Origin of the sequence: Desulfurispirillum indicum S5 (assembly GCF_000177635.2) — a bacterium.
GTDB classification, from domain to species: domain Bacteria; phylum Chrysiogenota; class Chrysiogenetes; order Chrysiogenales; family Chrysiogenaceae; genus Desulfurispirillum; species Desulfurispirillum indicum.
The window spans coordinates 342,069-363,462 of record NC_014836.1 but is presented as its reverse complement, the minus strand read 5'-3'; the positions used below and the strand labels follow the sequence as shown (position 1 = coordinate 363,462).

At 57.7% G+C, this 21,394-nt stretch carries 20 protein-coding genes; 15 read left to right on the top strand and 5 right to left on the bottom strand.

Annotated features, from left to right (window positions below):
- Nucleotides 1-2: 2 nt before the first annotated feature.
- From SELIN_RS01645 to SELIN_RS01615, 7 genes are all read left to right on the top strand, one after another.
- Nucleotides 3-623 carry a carboxymuconolactone decarboxylase family protein gene (locus SELIN_RS01645; RefSeq protein ID WP_013504969.1) on the top strand — a complete coding sequence of 207 codons (621 nt, stop codon included), beginning with the start codon at nucleotides 3-5 and terminating at the stop codon, nucleotides 621-623.
- Between the two features lie 229 nt (nucleotides 624-852).
- Nucleotides 853-1,197 (top strand): ArsR/SmtB family transcription factor, encoded by a 345-nt coding sequence (locus tag SELIN_RS01640; RefSeq protein WP_013504968.1) that lies wholly within the window; start codon nucleotides 853-855, stop codon nucleotides 1,195-1,197.
- Nucleotides 1,194-2,327: a cysteine desulfurase family protein gene (locus tag SELIN_RS01635; protein ID WP_013504967.1), complete on the top strand. Its 1,134-nt coding sequence runs from the start codon at nucleotides 1,194-1,196 to the stop codon at nucleotides 2,325-2,327. The genes SELIN_RS01640 and SELIN_RS01635 overlap by 4 nt, the downstream gene beginning before the upstream one ends.
- 11 nt (nucleotides 2,328-2,338) lie before the next feature.
- The gene (locus tag SELIN_RS01630) at nucleotides 2,339-2,695 is read left to right on the top strand and encodes a DsrE/DsrF/TusD sulfur relay family protein (RefSeq protein WP_013504966.1); all 357 of its coding nucleotides are present in this window, start codon (nucleotides 2,339-2,341) and stop codon (nucleotides 2,693-2,695) included.
- A 14-nt stretch (nucleotides 2,696-2,709) separates the two neighbouring features.
- Nucleotides 2,710-3,282 (top strand): class I SAM-dependent methyltransferase, encoded by a 573-nt coding sequence (locus SELIN_RS01625; protein WP_013504965.1) that lies wholly within the window; start codon nucleotides 2,710-2,712, stop codon nucleotides 3,280-3,282.
- A gap of 241 nt (nucleotides 3,283-3,523) precedes the next feature.
- Nucleotides 3,524-5,386 carry a TrkH family potassium uptake protein gene (locus tag SELIN_RS01620; RefSeq protein WP_013504964.1) on the top strand — a complete coding sequence of 621 codons (1,863 nt, stop codon included), beginning with the start codon at nucleotides 3,524-3,526 and terminating at the stop codon, nucleotides 5,384-5,386.
- A gap of 19 nt (nucleotides 5,387-5,405) precedes the next feature.
- Nucleotides 5,406-6,101: a potassium channel family protein gene (locus tag SELIN_RS01615; RefSeq protein WP_013504963.1), complete on the top strand. Its 696-nt coding sequence runs from the start codon at nucleotides 5,406-5,408 to the stop codon at nucleotides 6,099-6,101.
- A gap of 51 nt (nucleotides 6,102-6,152) precedes the next feature.
- Here the strand turns inward: SELIN_RS01615 and SELIN_RS01610 are convergent, their stop codons facing one another.
- The 3 genes from SELIN_RS01610 to SELIN_RS01600 form a co-directional block, all read right to left on the bottom strand.
- Nucleotides 6,153-6,926, bottom strand: a complete 774-nt coding sequence (locus SELIN_RS01610) for a TSUP family transporter (RefSeq protein WP_013504962.1) — start codon at nucleotides 6,924-6,926, stop codon at nucleotides 6,153-6,155.
- Nucleotides 6,927-6,990: 64 nt separating this feature from the next.
- The gene (locus tag SELIN_RS01605; protein ID WP_013504961.1) at nucleotides 6,991-7,647 is read right to left on the bottom strand and encodes an NrsF family protein; all 657 of its coding nucleotides are present in this window, start codon (nucleotides 7,645-7,647) and stop codon (nucleotides 6,991-6,993) included.
- 1 nt (nucleotide 7,648) lies between these two features.
- Entirely contained in the window at nucleotides 7,649-8,209 is a 561-nt protein-coding gene (locus SELIN_RS01600; RefSeq protein ID WP_013504960.1) for a sigma-70 family RNA polymerase sigma factor, read from the bottom strand.
- A 147-nt stretch (nucleotides 8,210-8,356) separates the two neighbouring features.
- Here SELIN_RS01600 and SELIN_RS01595 point away from each other — a divergent pair, with 147 nt between their 5' ends.
- The 8 genes from SELIN_RS01595 (at nucleotide 8,357) to SELIN_RS01560 (ending at nucleotide 16,493) form a co-directional block, all read left to right on the top strand.
- On the top strand, nucleotides 8,357-10,510 hold the full coding sequence (locus SELIN_RS01595) for an FAD-dependent oxidoreductase (protein WP_013504959.1): 2,154 nt from the start codon (nucleotides 8,357-8,359) through the stop codon (nucleotides 10,508-10,510).
- Nucleotides 10,511-10,516: 6 nt separating this feature from the next.
- Nucleotides 10,517-11,227, top strand: coding sequence for a TIGR04283 family arsenosugar biosynthesis glycosyltransferase (locus SELIN_RS01590; protein ID WP_013504958.1), 711 nt, complete (start codon nucleotides 10,517-10,519; stop codon nucleotides 11,225-11,227).
- Nucleotides 11,224-11,943 carry a TIGR04282 family arsenosugar biosynthesis glycosyltransferase gene (locus SELIN_RS01585; RefSeq protein WP_013504957.1) on the top strand — a complete coding sequence of 240 codons (720 nt, stop codon included), beginning with the start codon at nucleotides 11,224-11,226 and terminating at the stop codon, nucleotides 11,941-11,943. The genes SELIN_RS01590 and SELIN_RS01585 overlap by 4 nt, the downstream gene beginning before the upstream one ends.
- A gap of 92 nt (nucleotides 11,944-12,035) precedes the next feature.
- Nucleotides 12,036-13,241 (top strand): ATP-binding protein, encoded by a 1,206-nt coding sequence (locus SELIN_RS01580; protein ID WP_013504956.1) that lies wholly within the window; start codon nucleotides 12,036-12,038, stop codon nucleotides 13,239-13,241.
- A 161-nt stretch (nucleotides 13,242-13,402) separates the two neighbouring features.
- A complete protein-coding gene (locus tag SELIN_RS01575) occupies nucleotides 13,403-14,458 on the top strand; it encodes a serine hydrolase domain-containing protein (RefSeq protein ID WP_013504955.1) in 1,056 nt (351 codons plus the stop codon).
- A 25-nt stretch (nucleotides 14,459-14,483) separates the two neighbouring features.
- Complete coding sequence (locus tag SELIN_RS01570) at nucleotides 14,484-15,398, top strand: glutaminase (RefSeq protein ID WP_013504954.1); 915 nt, start codon at nucleotides 14,484-14,486, stop codon at nucleotides 15,396-15,398.
- Between the two features lie 13 nt (nucleotides 15,399-15,411).
- A complete protein-coding gene (locus SELIN_RS13660) occupies nucleotides 15,412-15,912 on the top strand; it encodes an NUDIX hydrolase (RefSeq protein WP_013504953.1) in 501 nt (166 codons plus the stop codon).
- Between the two features lie 17 nt (nucleotides 15,913-15,929).
- Nucleotides 15,930-16,493 (top strand): DNA-3-methyladenine glycosylase I, encoded by a 564-nt coding sequence (locus tag SELIN_RS01560; RefSeq protein WP_013504952.1) that lies wholly within the window; start codon nucleotides 15,930-15,932, stop codon nucleotides 16,491-16,493.
- Between the two features lie 977 nt (nucleotides 16,494-17,470).
- Here the strand turns inward: SELIN_RS01560 and SELIN_RS01555 are convergent.
- Nucleotides 17,471-18,997: a DNA recombination protein RmuC gene (locus tag SELIN_RS01555; protein WP_013504951.1), complete on the bottom strand. Its 1,527-nt coding sequence runs from the start codon at nucleotides 18,995-18,997 to the stop codon at nucleotides 17,471-17,473.
- Between the two features lie 127 nt (nucleotides 18,998-19,124).
- Nucleotides 19,125-21,392 (bottom strand): NADP-dependent malic enzyme, encoded by a 2,268-nt coding sequence (locus SELIN_RS15400; RefSeq protein ID WP_013504950.1) that lies wholly within the window; start codon nucleotides 21,390-21,392, stop codon nucleotides 19,125-19,127.
- Nucleotides 21,393-21,394 lie beyond the last annotated feature (2 nt).

Sequence of the window (21,394 nt, the reverse complement as noted above, 5' to 3'; positions counted from 1 at the left end):
ATATGCACATACCCACCAAGCCACTGAATGCCTATCCCTGGTGGCTGAAACCCTTCTTCTGGAGCCAGAAACGCCGCTATGGCAGCGTACTGCAACCGGGCCTGCTCTGGGGCCGGGTGCCCAGACTCTTCGCCGCCGTGGCTATACTCTACGGCGTGCTTGATCGCCGCTCATCCCCCATCGATCCCGTGTTGCGTTCCCTGGTCACCGTGCGGGTATCCCAGATAAACTGGTGCCACTTCTGCGTGGATATCAACTCCGCTACCCTGGCCAGGCGCAGCAGCAGCATGGACAAGGTGGAAGCGCTGAGTGGCTGGCGTGAAAGCGACCTGTTTGATGAAAAAGAGCGGACGGTGCTGGAGTACACCGAAGCCATAACCCGCACCGATGGGCAGGTCAGTGATGATCTGATGGCGCGGCTGCGGATGTACTTTGACGATGACGCGCTGGTGGAGCTCACCGGCCTTATTGCCTTTCAGAACCTCTCCAGCAAGTTCAACGCCGCTTTGGATGTGCCAGCCCAGGGATTCTGCCAGGTGAAAACGCCTGAGAGTCAGGACACAGAAAAGACGGGGACAAGTGTCACGCAAAGCCCACCAAAACACCAAGAAATAAAGAGTTGAAAGCAACCCACTTCTAATCCTCAACCTGAACGGGCGCCTTGCCTCCCACACACTGCCTGCTGCTCGCTACCAGCAAAGATCAAAACCGCCGGAGAAAGCCTCTCTGGCTGGCGATGAGCAATGAGCGTTAGGGAAAGCGCGCGGTTTTTTCTCTTTCGCCATGAAACTTCCTTGCCATAGCCCTTATTATGACATATAAGGATATTCGAATATCCATTAAGGAGTACCCATGCACTCTGAACAGTCGCAAAACTGGGCGGCCATACTCAAAGCCCTGGCCCATCCAACCCGTCTGCTGATTGCCGCTGAACTGCTGCAGGGAACGCGCTGTGTTACGGACATGGAAGACATCCTGCCCGTATCCCAGGCCAATATCTCCCAGCACCTGGCGGTGCTGCGCCATGCCGGCCTTGTGGACTTTGCCCAGGACGGTGCCCTGCGCTGCTACTACCTCAGCCGCCCCCAGTTGGTGGCCGGTTTCTTTGACTTGCTGGCCCAGGAGCGTAGTCCTATCCACAAGACAAAGGAGCAGATTCAGCGGGAGAAGGAGTTATCTGCGGAGGTGAAAGAGTGAGCCTGATCTACCTTGACTCCAACGCCAGTACTCCCGTTGCCCCGGAAGTACTGGCTGCCATGCAGCCATATCTGGAGGATCACTTCGGTAATCCTTCCAGCCAGCACTGGGCCAGCAGCGGTGCCAAAGATGCCCTGGAGGCAGCACGCGGCCAGGTGGCCAACCTGCTGGATTGCGACCCGACCGAAGTCGTCTTTACCAGTGGTGGCAGCGAAGCCAACAACCACGCCATCAAGGGCGTCTATTTTGCCCTGCGCTATCAAGGAAACCACATTATTACCAGCGCTGTGGAGCATCCAGCTGTACTGGAGCCCTGTCGCTTTCTGGAAAGCCTGGGCGCGCGGATAACCAGACTGCCGGTTGACGGCTACGGAATGGTTGACCCGGAGCAGGTGCGCCGGGCAATCGACAAAGACACCATCCTTATTTCCATCATGCACGCCAATAATGAAACCGGAACCATTCAACCAATAGAAGCCATTGGGGAAATTGCCAGGGCAGCAGGCATACTGTTCCACACCGATGCTGCCCAGAGTGTGGGGAAAATTCCCACGGTGATGGATGCCTTGGGCGTTGATTTGCTCAGTGTTGCCGGACACAAGCTCTCTGCACCCAAGGGGGTGGGAGCCCTGTACATCCGCGAAGGAACGCCCATCGTGCCTCTTGTGCATGGGGCGGCCCACGAGGCAGGCCGCCGCGCAGGAACGGAAAACGTTCTGCTGAATGTAGCCCTGGGTGCTGCCTGCGAACTGGCAGGAGAGTGGACAGGAGCCGCTGAAATGATCGCCATGCGTGATGAATTCTGGCAACACCTGCAAAACCAATTCGGCAACCGCATCAGTCTTAACGGACACCCCACTGAACGCCTTCCCAATACTCTCAACGTGAACTTTCACGGTGCTATCGGCGCGGAAATCCTGGAGCAAATGCCGGAAGTGGCGGCATCCACTGGCTCGGCCTGCCACGCTGGCGCTATCAGCCTCTCGCCGGTGCTTGAAGCCATGGGAGTTCCCGTAAGTGCGGGCATGGGAGCGGTGCGCTTCAGCCTGGGGCGTAACACCAAATATGCGGAGCTGCAGAGGGTGCTGGAGCTCCTGACACAAGTTGTGAATACCCATAACCCAACATAAAGGAGGCTATCATGAAAGTTCTGCTCATCTTCAATCGCGAACCCTACGATAACACCGACGTCACCTGGAATGGCCTGCGCCTGGCGGAACAGCTGCATAAGGACGCTCAGGAAGTGCGCGTCTTTCTGATGAACGATGCCGTGGATATGGCCCGCAATAGCTGCGTTCCGCCCGAGGGTTATGATCAGGACCTGAGCCAGATGCTCCGGGAACTGATAGCCCAGGGCATCCCCGTCAAAGTGTGCGGTACCTGCATGGCCCGTTGCGGAATTTACAAAAATGAACCCTATTTCGAAGGTGCCGAAAAGTCCACCATGCAGCAGCTTTCCCAGTGGGTTGTGGACAGCGATCGCGTCCTGAGTTTTTGATGGAGTGATACCATATGAAAGTCCGTGACAGTGGCATGCCCGAAGAGATGCTGTGGGAGAGCTTTTTTGACGCTGAGCGTATTTTGCAAAGTTTGGGCCTGAACAAAGACACGCAGGACATCGTGGAATTTGGCAGTGGCTATGGAACATTCACCCTGGCGGCTGCCGCCTTGATTCATGGAACTGTCTACGCTCTGGATATCGAACCCTCCATGGTCCAGCGAGTAAAAGAGAAATGTGCCCGAAGCAATATCGCAAACGTACATGTTCAGGTTCGTGATTTCATCGTCGAGGGTACCGGTCTGCCGCCTGGCAGCATGGATGTCGCCCTGCTCTTCAATATTCTCCACCACGAGCAGCCCCTGACACTGTTGCGAGAAGCCAGCTCTGCACTGGTTCGAGGCGGTCGCATTGCTATTATCCACTGGAATCCCGATCCCGCTACTCCCAGAGGGCCAGCCATGGATATCCGCCCCACGCCGCAGCAGTGCATACAATGGGGCAAGCAGGCAGGGCTGGAATGCAGCCCTGGCACTGTGTTTGACTTCCCGCCCTACCACTACGGCCTGATACTGCGCAAAGCGTAGGAAGACAAAGACTGTACCAGGGATAACCCATGGGGCAAACTGGGTGCCCTGAGGATGTTGCCGGGGTATGTTGGCCAATGGACAAAAAACTCAAAGTGACGTGCAAGAAAGCGAAGTATTCAGCATTTGCGAGTCACTACATTCTTCTGCCGGACCGAATCGTTCCACCCGCATATTGCCTCTTGCCTGTAAAAGGCGTATATGGGGGGGGACATTGCCCTAAGGGAGATCGCGAGAAGCTATGAGCCAGCTTCCATACCACTGGCGCCGCCGGATTGCACGCCTTGACCTTGCCTGGAAAAAGCACTACCGCAGGGCCAGGCTTACCTATCAGTTTTTCCAGGATGATCTTTACGATTTCAGTCAGCGCGCACACCCTGTCCTGAAAGCCCTTTCCATTGTGCTTGGGGTTCTTGTGTTCGGGTCGCTGCTGATCCCCCTCGCAATGGATTCCTCACGCCAGTCACCCGTAGCAATGCTTGTTGAACAAACTTTGCTCGTAGCATTTGGTCTGCACTTTTTTACGCGGCTTCTCCTGACACCCCGCAAAAAAGAGCTCCTGCGAAAGCGCTGGGCTGAAGGCACCGGAGCAACCCTTGCCTGCGCCATGGGTCTGGATCTCCTCCTCGCCGATGGACGCCACCTTGTTTCAGCATTGCAAGGGATTGGTGTTTATGGTTCAGATACCCTTATGCTCCTGGCTATCCAGATCTACCTGGTTACCCTGGTCACCATCAAGATTATCCAGGCCATCCCCGAGACCATCGCCAACAGTGACAATCCCGCAAAGCTCATTCTGTCGAGCTTTCTCGGTGTCATTCTGGTGGGCACCCTACTGCTTATGCTTCCGGCAAGCACCCATGACCGAAGCGGACTTGAACTTATCAATGCCCTTTTCATGTCCACCAGTGCGGTTTGTGTCACCGGGTTGATTGTGGTTGATACGGCCACCCACCTGAGCCGCTTCGGACAGTCAGTGATTCTGATCCTTATTCAGCTGGGAGGTATTGGCGTCATAACCTTTGCCACCTACCTCGCCCTCTACCTCTCAGGGGGCATTGGAGTCAGCGAACGCAGCCTGCTGCGCGGAGTGGTTCAACAGGATGATGTGCGTGCGGTTTCCCGCACCCTCAAACGCATTGTCCTGTTTACCCTCGGTTTCGAGGGAATAGGAGCAGCGGTGTATTTTTTCAGTTGGAAAGAGTTCATACCGGATATGGGAGAGCGCTTGTTTTTTGCGGTCTTTCACACAGTATCCGCATTCTGCAACGCTGGCTTCTCCGTTTTTTCCAACAGTCTTGCCGATCCTAGTAACGCGGTGTCTCTCCCCATCAATATCGTGACCATGTCCCTGATTATTGTTGGAGGGTTGGGGTTCACCACCGTATCGGAACTTGTGCAGAAATATTTCGGTGCACCCGCCACCAGGCACCGGTGCCTGAGTGTCCACAGCCTCATCGTACTGCGAATGACCGCTGGCCTGATCGTGGCAGGAACCCTGTTGGTGCTGGCGATTGAATGGCATGGGGTTCTGGCAGGTTACAGCACCAGCGAAAAATTTCTCCTTTCCCTTTTTCAAAGCGTCACCTCCCGCACAGCCGGATTCAATACCCTGGATACGGGAGCCTTGAGCGCCGCCACATCCCTGATCATTATGCTGCTGATGATTATTGGAGCTTCGCCTTCCTCCACGGCGGGTGGCCTGAAAACCACAACGGTGTACGTGCTCTTCGCCTCCATGATCGCGACAATCCAGGGGAAAGACCGTGTGGAAATCGCCAGCCGTACCCTGCCGCAATCTGTGATTTTTCGTGCCATCAGTGCAACCTTTCTGGCGTTTCTGATTCTCAGCGTCTGCACCATTATTCTGACTATCACCGAGGATTTTCCGTTTCTCGATATTCTCTTTGAACAGATTTCCGCTTTTATGACTGTTGGGCTCTCCCGAGGCATTACCGCAGACCTCACCAATATTGGCAAACTGGTGCTGGTGTTCTCCATGTTTTTAGGGAGGGTGGGCCTGCTTACCTTTGCCGTCGCCTTTGCCGTTCGCTCAGACAACCGCACCTATAGCTATCCCGAAGAAGTAGTACTGGTAAACTGATATACCACTGGAGCTGAAAATGAAGAAACGCACCAAACCACAAATAGCCGTCATTGGCCTGGGAGCCTTCGGGATGGCGCTGGTCAAAACCCTCGGGCGCGAAGGTGCCAATGTCATTGCCGTTGACACCAACATGGATCATCTGGATGAGGTAAAGCATCTCACCAGGGATACCATCTGCTTCGATGCCACAGATGTTCGCCAGTTGCGCAACCATGGCATTACAGAAGTTGATAAGGCCGTTATAGCAATTGGCAAAACATTTGAGCCCGTCGTTATTATCGCCATGGAACTTCTGAAATCCGGCGTCCGGGAGGTATACGCAAGGGCAGCCACCGAAACTCAGGAGGAAATCCTCAAACGCATAGGCGTCACAGAAGTTATTCACCCCGAACGGCAGGTGGGAGAGCGCATGGGAATATCCCTGAATCGCAATGGCATGCGCGATCTGCTGGAACTTGGTGATGGCTTTTCCATCCTTGAAATTGAAGTTCCGAACAGCATGCTGAATTACAGCATCGTGGAACTGAAGTTGCGCGAGCGCTATGGAATCAACGTCCTTACCATTCGTCGGCCAAGTCAGGGAGAAGGAGAAACCGAGAGCATACTGAAGACTCTTGGCATTCCTGAACCAACGACAAAGTTTCTCAGTGGCGACCGAATTGTCGTCTTCGGAAAAAAAAGCGACTGCGACAAGTTGCTGGAACTGCATTAGTTTATACATAACATATGCGTCCCACCAAAGGAGAACCTGGCTGAAGACAGATTACAGCAGTCCCGTCATCATCCCAGCGGCGACCAGCGCCAGCACAACGGATACCACGGCACGTACTGTATGCAGGGTTATCTTTCCCAGGATTTTCGCGCCCAGGTACGCCCCCGCAAAGGCCGCTCCACTGGCAGCAATCACAAGTTGCCAATCAACCGCCTGGCTGCGCGCCAGAATATCCGTGCCGTAGATTACCAGGCGGGATATATCCACCATGACCGCCAACACCACACCAGTGGCCACAAAAGCTTCCTTGCTCAAACCAGCCTTGATCAGAAACATGCTGCGAAACGCCCCCTGGTGGCCCGATAGTCCCCCAAAGAACCCGCTGATCACTCCCCCAAAGGGAAGCCACTTGCGATCCAGGGCGAGGCGGGAAAATGCCGGAGAAATTTCCAGTATGACGAAAAACATGATGAGAAAGCCGATAACAAGTTTCAGGGCAGAAATGTGGAATTCCCGTCCCCCCACGGCATAGGTGTGCAGCGAAGGCATCTCCCCAAGCCAGAGCAGCACCACGGCACCCGCAAAGGCTGCTGCCACGGCAGGCAGGCCAAACCGCACCAGCACCGACACATCGGCCTTCCGCCCCATGAGTCCAACCTTGAAAATATTATTGGCCAGATGAACCATGGCCGTCATGGCTATGGCCAGCTCCAGTGGAAAGAACAGCGCAATCACTGGCATGAGCAGTGTGCCCAGTCCAAAACCGGAAAAGAGTGTCAGCAAAGAGGCCGTCAACGCAGCGATACAGACGATGAGAAATTCCATTTTTCCTCCGGTTACTTAGCTGGTTTTGTGTGGAACCTTCCCGTTTCGCGCTTTCCCTGGTTCCTTATCCTGCCTTACGCCACACTCTCCCCAACAGCCATCCCCCCAGCATCATTCCTATGACGGTCATAAAGAGTACGGGCAGAAAGTGCCAGATGATGAGCTGGGTGGGATCGTCGCTGGGGTCCACCAGGCGCAGCAGGATGTAGCCGAGACTGGCAACGCTGAGGCCGATCATGCTGCCGGCCCAGCAACAACGTGTAGGGGCGGCCCGCGAGGTGACAGAGAACATGATGCCCCCTGGCAGCAGGCCATAGAGGATGATACGGATGACGCAGTCGTAGCGGGCCAGCTGCAGGCACTGGCTGAGGGTGAGGGCACTGGTGGTCAGCATACCGTAGATGAGCATGCCGGCAAACGCTCCCAGGGGCAGCAGGGGCACAAAACGTATCCAGGCTTTCTGGTTGGCATCGGGCAGGCTCAGCCAGCTGGCGGCCAGAGCGCTGAGCAGCGCGATGGCGAGCATCAAGAGAATTTCGCTGAAGTACAGGCTCTGCTGGAGCTTCTGCCCGATGTCGCTGCGCAGTCCGTGGATGGCCAGCAGGACGAAAAAGTAGAGAATCATAAATCCCAGCCAGCTCACCAGAATGCGAGCTGGCGGTGGTGCGGGCTTATGTGCACCCTCACGGGCGAGCTGGGCTATAAGTTCGTTTGTCTGCATGTTACGTTTCCTGGCGAGCCATATTGGTCAGGGTCCTCATGGCCCGGTGGGCGGCCACTTTGACGGCGGTTTCATTCATCTTCAGTTCGGCACCTACTTCACGGGCGCTGTATCCTTCTATTTTCATCATCTGTATTATGGTTCGCTCCCGAGGCGATAAGGTTTCAAGTAATCGTTGCAGAAGTTGCCGATCGCCCAAATCCAGCGGCTCATCTGCTGCCGGAAGTTGCTCCTTCACATCGTCCACATCCACACTGCTGCCTGCAGCCTTGCGCCGGTAGTGAGCCCGCAGATAGTCTTTGAGTTTATGGTCGGCAATGGCAAACATCCAGTTCAGGAAGGAGCGCTCGGTGTTGAAGGTGTGGCTGGCACGGTGAATGGCCAGCAACACGTCCTGTACCCGGTCTTCCAGATCCTCATGGCCTCCCAGGCGTTTGGCGAGGAAGCCCCGGATCATGGGGGTGATTTTCACCAGCAGCTGGTGGTAGGCGCTCTGGTCACCAGTCTGGGCCTTGCGCATGGCCTGGGCCAGCTGCTGGTCGGTATGGCTGGAGCGGGGCATCAGGTGTCCTTGTTTCAGTATTCCGCGATATAGCTACTCAGCGGGTAACCTTTTCCATCCCACGGCGAAATACGGGATGCGTGAACAAGCAGCTGGACGTACACTATCCAGAATGTCGAATCGCAATCAACTATTATGTGAGCACCCATGAAATCCACTTTACGTATTGTCGCCATCCTGGCCCTGCTGGCAGCGGCCTGGCTTGTTCTCTCCCACTTTTTCGGGACCTATTTGAGCCTGGATGCCCTCAAAAGCCAGCATGGGCAGCTGGTGAATTACTACCGCGACAACCAGGCGCCGGTCATCGCCCTGTACATGGCTCTCTATGTGGTGGTTACGGCCCTCTCTATTCCGGGGGCGGTAATCATGACCCTGGCGGGCGGGGCCATCTTCGGCTTTGCTACCGGGCTGGTGGCGGTCTCCTTTGCCAGCACCATCGGTGCTACCTGTGCCTTCCTGGTGGCGCGCTTTCTCTTGCGTGATTTTGTCCAACAGCGCTTTGGAGAGCACCTCAAACGCGTCAATGCCGGTGTGGAACGCGAAGGGGCCTTTTACCTCTTTACCCTGCGGCTGATCCCCGTCTTTCCGTTTTTTCTCATCAATATTCTCATGGCCCTGACCCCCATGCGCACGGTCACGTTCTTTGCGGTCAGCCAGGTGGGCATGCTGGCGGGCACGGCGGTCTATGTCAACGCGGGAACCCAGCTGGCTCGGCTCGATTCCCTGCAGGGCATTCTCTCACCTGCGCTGATTTTCTCCTTTGCCCTGATCGGCGTTTTTCCCCTCGTCGCCAAAAAAGTGGTGGAGCTGCTGGTGGCCCGCAAACGCCTGGTGCGCTTCCCCAAACCCAAGCGCTTTGACTACGATCTGGCCATTATCGGTGCCGGATCTGCAGGACTGGTCAGCGCCTATGTGGGGCGCACCCTGAAGGCCCGCGTAGCCCTGATCGAGCGGGACAAGATGGGCGGTGACTGCCTGAATACGGGCTGTGTCCCCAGCAAGGCCCTGCTGCACGCGGCCAAGGTGCGCCATATCCAGCGCCAGGGAAACAAACTGGGCATGCCGTGGCAGGAGCAGGCCCTGGACTTTGAACGGGTTATGGATCACGTCCGCGCCGCCATTGCCCGCATTGAACCCCACGACAGCGTGGAGCGCTACCAGGATGAGCTGGGGACCCACTGCCTGCACGGCCACGCCCGCATTGTAGACCCGTACCATGTGAAGGTAGGCGACCAGACCATCAGCACCCGCAGCATTCTCATCGCCACTGGCGCCTCCCCGTGGACTCCCGATCTGCCGGGACTGGCACAGATTCCCCACTACACCAGCGATACCATCTGGGACATGAAAGCCCTGCCCCAGCGCCTGGTAGTACTGGGGGGCGGCCCCATTGGCTGCGAACTGGCTCAGGCCTTTGCGCGCCTTGGCTCCGCAGTGACCATTGTCCAGCGCAATGCACAGCTGCTGCCCAAGGAGGACCGGGACGTGGCGCAGCTGATGGCCAACGTGCTGCAGGGCGAAGGGGTCGAAGTTCTGGTCAACCATGAAGCCAGGGAAGTGCAGAGTTCCGGTGAGAATTCACCAGCCCTGCTGGCGGTTGACCGTGAAACGGGGCAGGAGTTCGCCATAGTTTGCGATGCCATTCTGGTCGCCTTGGGACGCAAACCGCGCACCGAAGATTTCGGCCTGGCGGAGCTGGGCATAGAGACGGCTGCCGATGGCACCATTGTTACCGACAAATACCTGCGAACCACCATTCCCAATATCTACGCCTGTGGCGATGTGGCCGGTCCCTACCAGTTCACCCACACCGCTTCCCACCAGGCCGGTTACGCCTGCATCAATGCCCTGCTGCGCCCCCTGCACAAGCTGCGGGTGGACTATCGGGTCATTCCCTGGTGCACCTTCACCAGCCCTGAAGTGGCAAGGGTTGGCCTCAGTGAACGGGAAGCCAGGGAAAAGGGCGTGACCCATGAAGTCACCCGCTACGACCTGGCCGACCTGGACCGGGCCATCGCCGATGATTGCGCCCAGGGGTTTATCAAGGTACTGACGCCACCGGGCAAGGACAAAATACTGGGCGTTACCATTGTGGGGCCCCGGGCGGGAGATATCATCAGTGAGTGGATACTGGCCATGAAGCATGGACTGGGAATGGGCAAGGTGCTGGGAACCATCCACATCTACCCCACCTACGCCGAAGCCAATCGCTTTGCCGCCGGAAACTGGAAGAAGGCCCACGCCCCGGTCAAACTGCTGCAGTGGGTGGAGCGATTCCACCGCTGGCGCCGGGGAGGCTGAGGAGTCATGGCATTGTACCCGCAACTCTCCATTATCATCCCCGTTGCCCCAGGGGACACCACCTGGCGCGAACTGCTGCCCGATCTGCAGCCAGTACTGCAGGAAGGCGGCGAGGTGCTGCTGGTATCCCCTGAACCGCCACCGGATCGGGCGGCCAATACCCAGGCAGTGAAATGGATAGTGAGCGCGTCGGGCAGGGCACAGCAGATGAATGCCGGTGCGGGTCACAGTTCCCGTCAATGGCTGTGGTTTCTGCACGCCGACAGCCGCCTGGATCCAACCACTCTGCCCGCCCTGCACTCCATAATAGCAGGGGAACATGAGCCACGCCTGTGGTACTTCCGCCTGGAGTTTCTGGCCGACGGCTCCGCCCTTATGCCCATCACTGCCTTTGGGGCCTGGTTGCGCTCCCGATACGGCGGCATGCCCTTCGGCGACCAGGGATTTTTGTTGCCGCGATCCCTTTTCCAACAGGTGGGAGGCTACGATGAAACCGCCCCCTACGGCGAGGACCACCTGCTGGCCTGGGCCGTGCGCCAGCACGGATTTTCCCTGGGCTGGAGTGGCGGCACCATCCGCACCAGCGCCCGCAAGTACCGGCAACAGGGCTGGCTGCGCACCAGCACCCGGCATGGCTTGCTGACCATCCGGCAGGCCGTGCCCCAGTACCTGAAGTGGCGTTCAACGCAACGAAATTCCAAACGGAGCCTGCCATGACCGCCGCCGCCATCTTTGTCAAAACCCCCGGATACTCCCCCCTCAAAACCCGCCTGGCTGCTGCCATCGGACAATCAGCGGCAGAGGAGTTTCACCGCCTCTCGGCCCTGGCGGTGGCTTCCGTTCTGAAACAGGCTGCCATCAGCCGGAATATCCAGCCCTACTGGGCTGTGGCGGAAGACAATGCCCTGCATGATCCCCTCTGGCAGGATTTCCCCACCATCAGCCAGGGAGAGGGTGGCCTCGGCGATCGCCTCCACCACGTCTATCAATGCCTTCAAAGTCGCCACGGCAGCGCCATCCTGCTGGGGGCCGACTCACCCCAGCTGCACATCAGCCACATCGCCCAGGCGCTGGAAATCCTTGCCGACTCCCAGCCCCGCGCGGTGCTTGGCCTCTGCACCGATGGAGGCTTCTACTTGTGCGGGGTGAATATTCCCCTGCCAGCAAAAGCATGGACCGATGTCCCCTATAGCTGTGCTCAGACCGCTGCCCAGTGGACAGCTGGTGTGGAAAAGTTTGCACCGGTTACCAGTCTGGAGCCCCTGGCTGACGTGGATGTGGAGGATGATCTGGCACTGGTCATGTCGGCTCTGAAAAGGCAAGGGGAAAGGACCACCGAACAACAGGCATTGCTGGAGTGGTATGGGCATTATCAGGCAGGTGGCTGGGTGGAACGCCGCGACGGCACGAAAGAAGTACCCGTTGCTGAGTGACACGCGATAGTCTATTGCATTAGACTAAAATCATGGGTTATAGTCTAACGCAATAGACTAGCTTGCGGCAGTGTTTTTTCTGGAGGATAGCCATGGAAGAGATTCTTCTCGGTGCCAAGCGCCTTTCGCTGCTCAAACAGAATATGCCCCTGCCAAAGTATCAGCGCTTTCACTATCCGCAGATCGCTGCTTCCCAAAGCCGCATCACAGGCGTTTACGGTGCCCGTGGCGTGGGGAAAACCACTCTGCTGCTGCAGGTGCTGCGCAACCTGCCCCTCCAGCGGGAAAACACCCTCTATATCTCCTGTGATCATCCCATGCTGCAGGGAGTATCGCTTTTTGACCTTGTGGACAGCTTCTGCAAAAGCGGCGGCGAGTGCATGGTGATTGACGAAATTCACGAGGCAGAGGATTTTGAGGCCCACCTCAAATCCATCTATGACTTCCTGAATATTCGGGTGTACTTCTCCGGTTCTTCGGCAGTGCGCATCACCAACCCGGATTTTGCGCGCCGCTATTCCATGTACCACCTTCCCATCCTCTCACTGCGCGAGTACCTGGAAATCTCCCTGTCAATTCAGCTGGAACCAGTGACGTTGCCGGAGCTGCTGGCAGACCATGAAGCCCTGGCCCATCGCCTTATCCAGGCACTCCCAAACGGTAAAATACTCAAGTACTTTGAAGAGTACCTGCGTGTTGGCGCTTACCCCTTTTACTTTGAAGACACGCACAAGTATGTGGATCGTCTCGGCGAAACCATAAACACGGCCCTGCACAGCGACCTCGGCAAACTCTTCCATATCCCGCCCGACAAAATTGCCACCCTGAAGAAACTGCTGCACACCATCAGCATCTCGAAACCGCTGGAACTTTCCATCGACAAGCTGGCCTCCCTGACCGGTATAACCAAAACCACCCTGTACAAGTACATCGACTACCTCAGCCGCGCCGAACTGGTGCGCCACATAAGCCACGAAGCCAAACGCTTCGGAGCCATCCGCAAGGCCGATAAACTCTACCTGTCCAATACCAACCTCTTCTCCGCCCTCAGCGTGGAAAAGGAAAAAGGCACCCTGCGGGAAACCTTTTTTGCCAGCATGGCAGGCGTCCACCACCAGTTGCACTATCTGGATCAGGGCGACTTTCTTGTAGACGAAAAGTACACCATGGAAATCGGAGGCAGGACAAAGGGCTTCGGACAGGTACAGGATCTCGACAACGCCTGGGTCATCGCCGATGGTCTGGAAATCGGCTCGGGCAGAAAAGTGCCACTGTGGCTGTTTGGGTTCTTGTACTGAGGTGATGACGTGGAATGACAGGAATAACCGTAATTGCAAGAGAGAAAAGACAAATTTTAACTGCTTGCTGAAAACACATTATTCAGACAGGTAATTGAAAAGTCCAAAGGTGCAATGCCACAGGTGGGGACTTCTCAGCAGCCTGCAAAAGGAACCTTCCCATGCATACCGATGCCGCTCTTTCCGTGCTTAAGACCTTTCTCGCCCGTTCACCGCGCAGTGCCGTGGAGGTGCAGGTGCGCCTCGGCCATGATTCCTGGAGTTGGCGGCATGGTGATGTCGAGGGGATGGAGCTGCCGGTGTTTGAGGTCGGTTCGGTGGGCAAGCTCTTTACTACGACGCTGCTGGCGCTTTTGGTGCAGCGGGGCGAGCTGGGTCTGACGGATCCGGTCAGCCGTTTCTTCCCTCAGTTTCCCTGGGCCGAGAGCATGACTCTGCATCAGCTGGCCACCCATACTTCCGGTCTGCCCCGTGATGTGTTTCCCACCTGGCAGATGCTGCTGCGGGGGCGTCAGCTGGCTGAGGCGTTCGGTCCGGACGATCTGGGCCACTTTCTGCTGCGTCAGCCCCGTGTTCTGCGTGGTGCGGGCAAGATGCGTTACTCCAATGTGGGTATGGCGCTGCTGGGCCGCATTCTGGCTGAGGCATGTGGCAAGTCCTACGGGGATGCGGTGAGGGAGCTGATTCTGGAGCCTCTGGGAATGCGCGATACGGCCATTGACCATGAAGGCTATCCCGCCGAACGCCTGGTGCAGGGCCATGATTCACGGGGACGGCGGGTGCCGCCCTTTCAGTGGCGTGGCATGGAGCCGGCGGGGGTGTGGCGCTCCACGGGGGAGGATATGATGAAGTTTCTGCTGGCCCAGATGGGTGCCTCCGGCGAGCCCTGGGTGTCGCTGGCGGGTTTGATGGTGCAGCCCCAGGCCACAGTGGGCCGGGGTACCTGGATGGGGCTTGGCTGGATGTTGAGCCAGGATTCGCGCCTGGGCCGGGTGGCCTGGCACAGCGGCGGCACATTCGGGCAGCACGCCATGGCGGGTTGGTCGCTGGATATTCCCGTTGCAATCATGATTCTGACCAATCGCATTCCGCCCTGGTGGCACCACCTGTCCCCCGGTCGCAGCCTTGAGGGGCTTCCCCAGAAGCTGCTGGTGGCGCTGGCGCCGGAGCGTTTTTCCGCTGGCTGCGGAGGTGGCTGTGGCACTGGCAGGTGTTGAAACTCGTACAGGGGAGGGTTAAGCTATGAACTCTCAGGAAATTCTCGATGATATTGTCGCGGCGATTCGCCCGCAGCTCGGCAAAGCGGGGGCAGTCGCCAACTACATTCCAGCGCTGGCCCGGGTCAACCCCTGCCAGTTCGGCATCGCCCTGCGCACCCGCGATGGGGTCGAGGCCTGGGCTGGCGATGCCATGACGCCTTTTTCCATCCAGAGTATTTCCAAGGTCTTCTCGCTGACCATGGCCATGCGCCTGGCAGGGGAGCGTTTGTGGGAACGCATCGGCAGGGAGCCTTCCGGGAATCCCTTTAACTCCCTGATGCAGCTGGAGAGCGAGCAGGGCATTCCCCGTAATCCCTTTATCAACGCGGGTGCCATTGCGGTAGCCGACTGTCTGGTCACCTGCGGCGATGACCCCAAGTCCGAGATGCTGGCCCTGATATCCAGCCTCTGCGACGAGCCGGTACACATTGACGAGGAAGTGGCTGCTTCCGAAGCAGCCACCGGATTTCGCAACGTGGCGCTGGCGAACTTCATCAAGAGCTTCGGCAAACTGGACAATGACGTCTGCACGGTGCTGGATGTCTACTTCCGCCAGTGCGCCATCCCCATGAATTGCCTGCAGCTGGCCCGGGCAGTCAATTTCCTGTGTCGCGATGGCAGCCACCCCTTCAGCGGGGTACAGGTGATCAGCGCCCGGCAGGCCCGCCGCATCAACGCCCTGATGCTGACCTGCGGCACCTATGACGCGGCCGGTGAATTCGCCTTTCTCATCGGCCTGCCCTGTAAAAGTGGTGTGGGAGGAGGTATTGTGGCGATTGTGCCGGACACCTTGAGCCTGTGCGTGTGGTCTCCGGCTCTGGATGCCAGCCACAACTCTCTGCTGGGACAGAAGGCCCTGGAAATGTTCACGTCACGCACCGGGCTCTCGATATTCTGATGGAGGAATTCGCGTGGGAAAGTATCTTGAACTGAAAAGCAGAGACGGCTGGGAGTATGTCAGCCGGGTACAGTGCGAAGGAGCGGTTATCGTCCTGATTCACAATCGCGATACGGGCCTCTACCTGATGGTGGAGCAGTACCGGCCACCGGTGGCCCAGCGGGTGCTGGAATTCCCGGCCGGGCTGATAGATGCCGGAGAGACACCCCTGCAGACGGCAGTGCGCGAGCTGCGTGAAGAGGCGGGAATTGACGCGCAGCCCGGCGAGCTGCTTGATCTGGGATATGTCTACAGTTCTGTGGGCATGAGCGATGAGAAGGTCTTCTTCTTTGCCATTACCATCGACAACAGCCGGGAGGTGCATCCGCTGAACCTGCAGGGCGCTGAGGCCCATCACGGTCTGGTCAGCCGCTGGGTTCCCGAGGAAGCAGTGCTGACCAGCAAAGCCGCCAAAGCCCAGAGTATTCTGGCGCGCTTCCAGGCAAGCCGGAAGGATCCCGGGCTCACATTCTGAAAGATACGGGGGAAGCTATGACCAGACGCTGTGACTGGTGCGGCGATGATCCGCTGTATATCGCCTATCACGATGAGGAATGGGGGATTCCCGTCCATGATGATCGCAGGCTCTTTGAGATGCTGATTCTGGAAGGCGCCCAGGCGGGGCTGAGCTGGATAACCATTCTGCGCAAGCGGGAAAACTACCGCCGCGCTTTCGCCGGTTTTGCCATCGACAAGGTTGCGGCCTTCACGGAGGACGATGTGCAGCGCCTGCTGGCCGACGCGGGCATAGTGCGCAACCGCCTGAAAATCCGCTCCGCCATCGGCAACGCGCGGGCGGTACAGCAGATTCAGGCCCAATATGGCTCTCTGGACGCCTTTTTGTGGGGCTATGTGGATAACCGGCCCATCGTCAACTCCTGGAGCCATATCAGCGAGGTACCGGCCAGCACGGCCCTCTCAGATCGTCTGAGCCGCGACCTGAAAAAACACGGGATGCGCTTTGTGGGATCAACGATCTGCTATGCCTTCATGCAGGCGGTGGGTATGGTCAACGACCATCTCACCAGCTGCCATCGCGCTACGAGACCCTTCTGAAGTTTCGCATCCCCGAAACGACAGGTTGTTAGCGTCTTCCCTTCTGTCATGCTGAAATGAGGGGGAGTGGTTCTCCACAGACTGCGTCGCTTACATTACCTTTACCTTTTTATGAGTTATTTGCCACTTTTGGGTCGCCAAAAGTGGCTGGGAAGCGATCCCCAGTGCTGTCCTTATCAGCCGTCCGCTTGCCTGGAACTGGGGACCGCAAACAACCGCCCTCCGTGGCTTTTGGTTTGCGGTTGCCGCCGTCGTGGCGGCAACCCTGCGGGTCCATCGCGTTATACAGGCAATTGAAAAGCTCTCAGGTGCAAGGCGCAAGCAAGGTGAGGAGTGAGGCGTACTTCCTGTACGTCGCAGCGACGAGCACTTGTGAGCAACGCCGCAGATGAGGCTTTTCAGCAGCCTGACAGTTGGTGCGTCCTGGCTGGGAAAGAACACGGGGGAGAGGCAGAAGCAGGCCGTTCCCCCCTGAGCCCGTCCGGTGAGTGCGACGCCTGGCTGGCAAGACCCGAACGGGACACTCACAGGAAGTGAGTGGTCCGGCAGCACTGCAGGGATGCAGTGTCTGCCGGATCTCCAGGACAGGCGAGCCAACGATCCGGAAAAACGGGCGTTCGGGGGGCGCGTTTTTGTGTCCTTTTTGCGCGGTCAAAAAGGACAACATCCGGAAACAAAAAGTGGAATACCAGATAAGTCAAGCATTCAAAATCAATACAGTTTCCGCGCGATAAATGTCAGAATAATAACACCTTAACCTAAGACAACAAGATGCGAAACTTGACACCCTTGTTGCGTCAACGGGAAGAGAGAAAAACCAGGGGTAACCATTCACGGCTACCCTGCGTTTTTTTCAGCAGGAGCACCAGTATTCCGAGAGCGAGCCCGGATGGCGAGCGGCAGAGACGTAGGTCCTCGGATGAAAGTGAGCGCCTCTGGGAGGAATGCTGGCGCGAGTACCAACACACCGTAAATAATTACAACGAGGGCTGCTCCTCCACCTCGTCATCCGCGCTGGCAGAAAGTGCCAGCACGACACTGGTCTGATCGGCGGGCAGCTCTTCCACACTGCGCAGTTTGCGCTCCATCACCCGGGTGCGGCGCGAAGACTCATCCAGGGTGTTGGAGACGGTGTGAATCTGCTTCTTCACTTTCTCCAGCACATCGCCAAATTTCCCGAATTCGGTTTTCACAGCACCCAGCACCGTCCAGACTTCACTGGCGCGCTTCTCGATAACCAGCGTCTGGAAACCGACCCGCAGGCTGTTCAGTATGGCGGAAAGGGTAGTGGGGCCAGCCACCAGCACTCGGTGTTTCTGCTGCAGCTCATCGTGCAGCCCCGGCTGACGCAGCACCTCGGCAAAGAGCCCTTCGGTGGGCAGAAAGAGGATGGCAAAATCGGTGCTGACCGGCGGATTGATGTACTTCTCCTGGATATCCCGCGCCATCTTGGTCACGGCCCGGCACAGCTCCGCCGCCGCCTGCTGAGTCCCTTGGGCATCGGCAATGGTGGATGCCTCCACCAGCCGCTCGTATGCCTCTTTGGGAAACTTGGAGTCTATGGGCAGCCACACGGGATTATCATGCTGATCACTGCGCCCCGGCAGCTTGATGGCGAATTCCACACTTTCGCGTCCGTCCTTGACCCGCACATTCTGTGCGTACTGCTCGGGGGTGAGGATTTCCGCCAGGATGGCACCCAGCTGGTACTCGCCCCAGGTGCCCCGCTCCTTGACGTTGCTGAGCACGCGCTTGAGGTCGCCGACACCGTTGGCCAGGGTCTGCATCTCCCCCAGTCCGCGCTGCACGGCCTCAAGGCGTTCACTGACCAGCTTGAAGGATTCACCCAGTCGCTTTTCCAGGGTGCTGTGAAGTTTCTCGTCCACCGTCTGGCGCATCTGATCCAGCTTCTTTTCGTTGCTCTCCTGTATCTGACGAAACTTCAAATCCAGAGCTTCGCGGGCTTTCTCCTGTTCCTGCCGCAGTGAGCGCTCCACGCTCTGCAGGGCGGTCACCACTTCACCCAGGTGTTTCTGCTGGTTTTCACCCATGCCGCGCAGCTTCTCATCCAGGGTCAGGCGAATGCGTTCAAAGCGCTCGTCGGTCGTGGCACGCACCTTTTCCAGCTTGATATCCGTGGTCGTCTGCACTTCTTTCAGGCCTTCGCCATTGCGCAGGATGAGCTGCTCTATCTCGGCGCGCATCTGGGTTCCCGCCGTGCTGGTCGCCTGGGTCAGTCTGTCCAGCAGGTTCTTCTGGTTATCCCCCAGGGTGTTCACGGTACTGACCAGCATCTCTGTGGCCTTTATCTGGGCCGAGGCCACTTCTTCGCGCAGCTCACGGGCCTGACGAGCCGTCTCATCGCGGGCGCTGCGGAGCTCTTCGCGCAGAGCGCGCTCCAGGGAGGTATCAGCCGGACGGCGCAGGGTATTCCAGATCAGGGCCAGCATAGCCAGGAGCAGCAGGTTGCCCCCCAGCAGAAGATAGGCAAACAGTGGTGACATAGTGAGCTCCTCAAAAAAATAACGGATACAGGTTGAGAAACCACACCATAATCGGGAGCCGGTGTCAACGCAAAAAGCCCCCGCAGACTCTGCGGGGGCTTGATACGGGCGAAAGCGGATCAGCGGATCAGGAGTTGTGCTGAATTGCCTTCAGACCAGCCAGAGCGGTGAGGTTGACGATGTCCTCCACGGTGGAGCCGCGCTCCAGAACGTGGGCGGATTTGTCGAGGCCAACCAGGATCGGCCCGATGGCATCAACTTCAGCGGTGCGCATCAGCAGCTTGTAGGCGATGTTGGCCGAGCCAAGATCCGGGAAGATCAGGATATTGGGCTCTCCCTTGAGGGTGCTGAAGGGGAAGAGCTCGCCGCGCAGCTTCTCGTTGAAGGCGATATTGCCCTGCATTTCGCCGTCGATTTCCAGATCGGGAGCCCACTCTTTCACCAGGGCAGTGGCCTTGGCGATCTTCTGGGACTCGGGCACAGGAGCGGAGCCGAAGTTGGAGAAGGAGAGCATGGCCACTTTGGGAGTAATGGCGAACTCCTTGACAAACTTGGATACGGAGATGGCGATTTTGGCCAGCTGCTCGGCGGAGGGGTCGATGTTGACGGTGGTATCGGCAAAGAACATGGTGCGTCCTTTGAATACCATCATATAGACACCAGCCACGGCACCGTGGGGATCTTCGTTCTTAATGCAGGTGAGGATGGGGCGGATGCCGTCGGGATAGCTCATATCCTGACCGCTGATCAGGCCGTCAACGTCACCCTTCTCCAGCATCATGGCACCGTAGTAACCGGTATCCTTGTGCATGAGGTCGCGGGCGCGGGAAATGGTCATGCCCTTGCGCTGACGTTTTTCGTAGATGCTCTGGGCATACTCGCCACTCTTGCCATTCTCCTGGGGATCAATAACAGTGACTTTGGACACGTCAATGGCGTGTTTTTCCAGCAGGCTGCCGATAGCGCCCTTGTCACCCAGCAGCACGGGGTGCACCAGGTTTTCGTCCAGAATACGACCAACGGCGCGAATAACCGTTTCGTTGGCACCTTCGGGGAATGCCACTTTGAAGTTGCGCTTCTTCACCTGGTTGAAGGCGTAGCGCATGATGGCCTTGGAGCGGCCCAGGGTGGATTCCAGCTGCTCGCGGTAGGCGTCGAAATCCTTGATGGGCTTGCGGGCCACACCGGTATCCATGGCCGCTTTGGCAACGGCTGGAGCAATGTAGAGCAGGGCGCGGGGATCGAAGGGCTTGGGAATGATGTATTCCTTGCCGTACTCGAAGTTATCCACACCATAGGCCTTGAGGACGGAATCGGGAACCTCTTCCTTGGCCAGGGCGGCGATGGCGCGTACAGCGGCGATCTTCATTTCGGCGTTGATTTTGGTGGCGCGCACATCCAGGGCTCCGCGGAACAGGAAGGGGAAGCACAGGACGTTGTTAACCTGGTTGGGGTAGTCGCTGCGGCCGGTGGCCATGATGCAGTCAGGGCGAGCTTCGACGGCATCGGGGTAGGTGATTTCTGGCTCGGGGTTGGCCATGGCGAAGACAATGGGATTGGGGGCCATGGTTTTGAGCATCTCCTTGGTGACCGCTCCAGCGACGCTCACGCCGCAGAACAGGTCGGCTCCCACCATGGCTTCTTCCAGGGTGCGGGCGTCGGTTTCGACGGCAAAGCGCTCTTTGTATGGGTTCATGGACTGGGTGCGGCCCTTGTAGATGGTTCCTTTGGAGTCACATACCACCAGGTTTTCCTTGCGCAGGCCCAGGTCGACGAAGAGCTGGGCGCAGGCGATACCGGCAGCGCCAGCACCGTTGAAAACCGCTTTGATTTTACTGATATCCTTGCCGGTGATCTCGATGGCGTTGAGCAGAGCGGCGGCGGAGATGATGGCGGTGCCGTGCTGGTCGTCGTGGAAAACGGGGATGTCCACTTTCTCCTGCAGGGTTTCCTCAATGTAGAAGCAGTCGGGCGCGCCGATGTCTTCCAGGTTGATGCCACCGAAGGTGGGGGAGATCAGCTCACAGGTGCGGACGATCTCGTCCTTATCCTTGGATTGCAGTTCGATGTCGAAAACATCAATATCAGCAAACTTCTTGAACAGTGAACCCTTGCCTTCCATAACGGGCTTGCCAGCCAGGGCGCCGATGTCACCCAGGCCCAGGACGGCAGTACCGTTGGAGATAACGGCTACCAGGTTCCCTTTGGCAGTGTATTCGTAGGCGGCTTCCGGATCCTTGGCAATTTCCTCGCAAGGGCGGGCAACGCCGGGGCTGTAAGCCAGAGACAGGTCTTTTTGGGTCTCAAAAGGCTTGGTCACGATTACTTCGATCTTTCCCTTACGGCCGGTGCTGTGATATTCCAGGGACTCCTGGTATATATCCTTTTTTGTCATCG

Coding starts and splice junctions, on each gene's coding strand:
- SELIN_RS01585 (WP_013504957.1), top strand. CDS start 11,224: ATGACCGCCGCCGCCATCTTTGTCAAAACCCCCGGATACTCCCCCCTC.
- SELIN_RS01615 (WP_013504963.1), top strand. CDS start 5,406: ATGAAGAAACGCACCAAACCACAAATAGCCGTCATTGGCCTGGGAGCC.
- SELIN_RS01620 (WP_013504964.1), top strand. CDS start 3,524: ATGAGCCAGCTTCCATACCACTGGCGCCGCCGGATTGCACGCCTTGAC.
- SELIN_RS01560 (WP_013504952.1), top strand. CDS start 15,930: ATGACCAGACGCTGTGACTGGTGCGGCGATGATCCGCTGTATATCGCC.
- SELIN_RS01605 (WP_013504961.1), bottom strand. CDS start 7,647: ATGCAGACAAACGAACTTATAGCCCAGCTCGCCCGTGAGGGTGCACAT.
- SELIN_RS01575 (WP_013504955.1), top strand. CDS start 13,403: ATGCATACCGATGCCGCTCTTTCCGTGCTTAAGACCTTTCTCGCCCGT.
- SELIN_RS01640 (WP_013504968.1), top strand. CDS start 853: ATGCACTCTGAACAGTCGCAAAACTGGGCGGCCATACTCAAAGCCCTG.
- SELIN_RS01600 (WP_013504960.1), bottom strand. CDS start 8,209: ATGCCCCGCTCCAGCCATACCGACCAGCAGCTGGCCCAGGCCATGCGC.
- SELIN_RS15400 (WP_013504950.1), bottom strand. CDS start 21,392: ATGACAAAAAAGGATATATACCAGGAGTCCCTGGAATATCACAGCACC.
- SELIN_RS01555 (WP_013504951.1), bottom strand. CDS start 18,997: ATGTCACCACTGTTTGCCTATCTTCTGCTGGGGGGCAACCTGCTGCTC.
- SELIN_RS01630 (WP_013504966.1), top strand. CDS start 2,339: ATGAAAGTTCTGCTCATCTTCAATCGCGAACCCTACGATAACACCGAC.
- SELIN_RS01590 (WP_013504958.1), top strand. CDS start 10,517: ATGGCATTGTACCCGCAACTCTCCATTATCATCCCCGTTGCCCCAGGG.
- SELIN_RS01645 (WP_013504969.1), top strand. CDS start 3: ATGCACATACCCACCAAGCCACTGAATGCCTATCCCTGGTGGCTGAAA.
- SELIN_RS01610 (WP_013504962.1), bottom strand. CDS start 6,926: ATGGAATTTCTCATCGTCTGTATCGCTGCGTTGACGGCCTCTTTGCTG.
- SELIN_RS01595 (WP_013504959.1), top strand. CDS start 8,357: ATGAAATCCACTTTACGTATTGTCGCCATCCTGGCCCTGCTGGCAGCG.
- SELIN_RS01580 (WP_013504956.1), top strand. CDS start 12,036: ATGGAAGAGATTCTTCTCGGTGCCAAGCGCCTTTCGCTGCTCAAACAG.
- SELIN_RS01625 (WP_013504965.1), top strand. CDS start 2,710: ATGAAAGTCCGTGACAGTGGCATGCCCGAAGAGATGCTGTGGGAGAGC.
- SELIN_RS01570 (WP_013504954.1), top strand. CDS start 14,484: ATGAACTCTCAGGAAATTCTCGATGATATTGTCGCGGCGATTCGCCCG.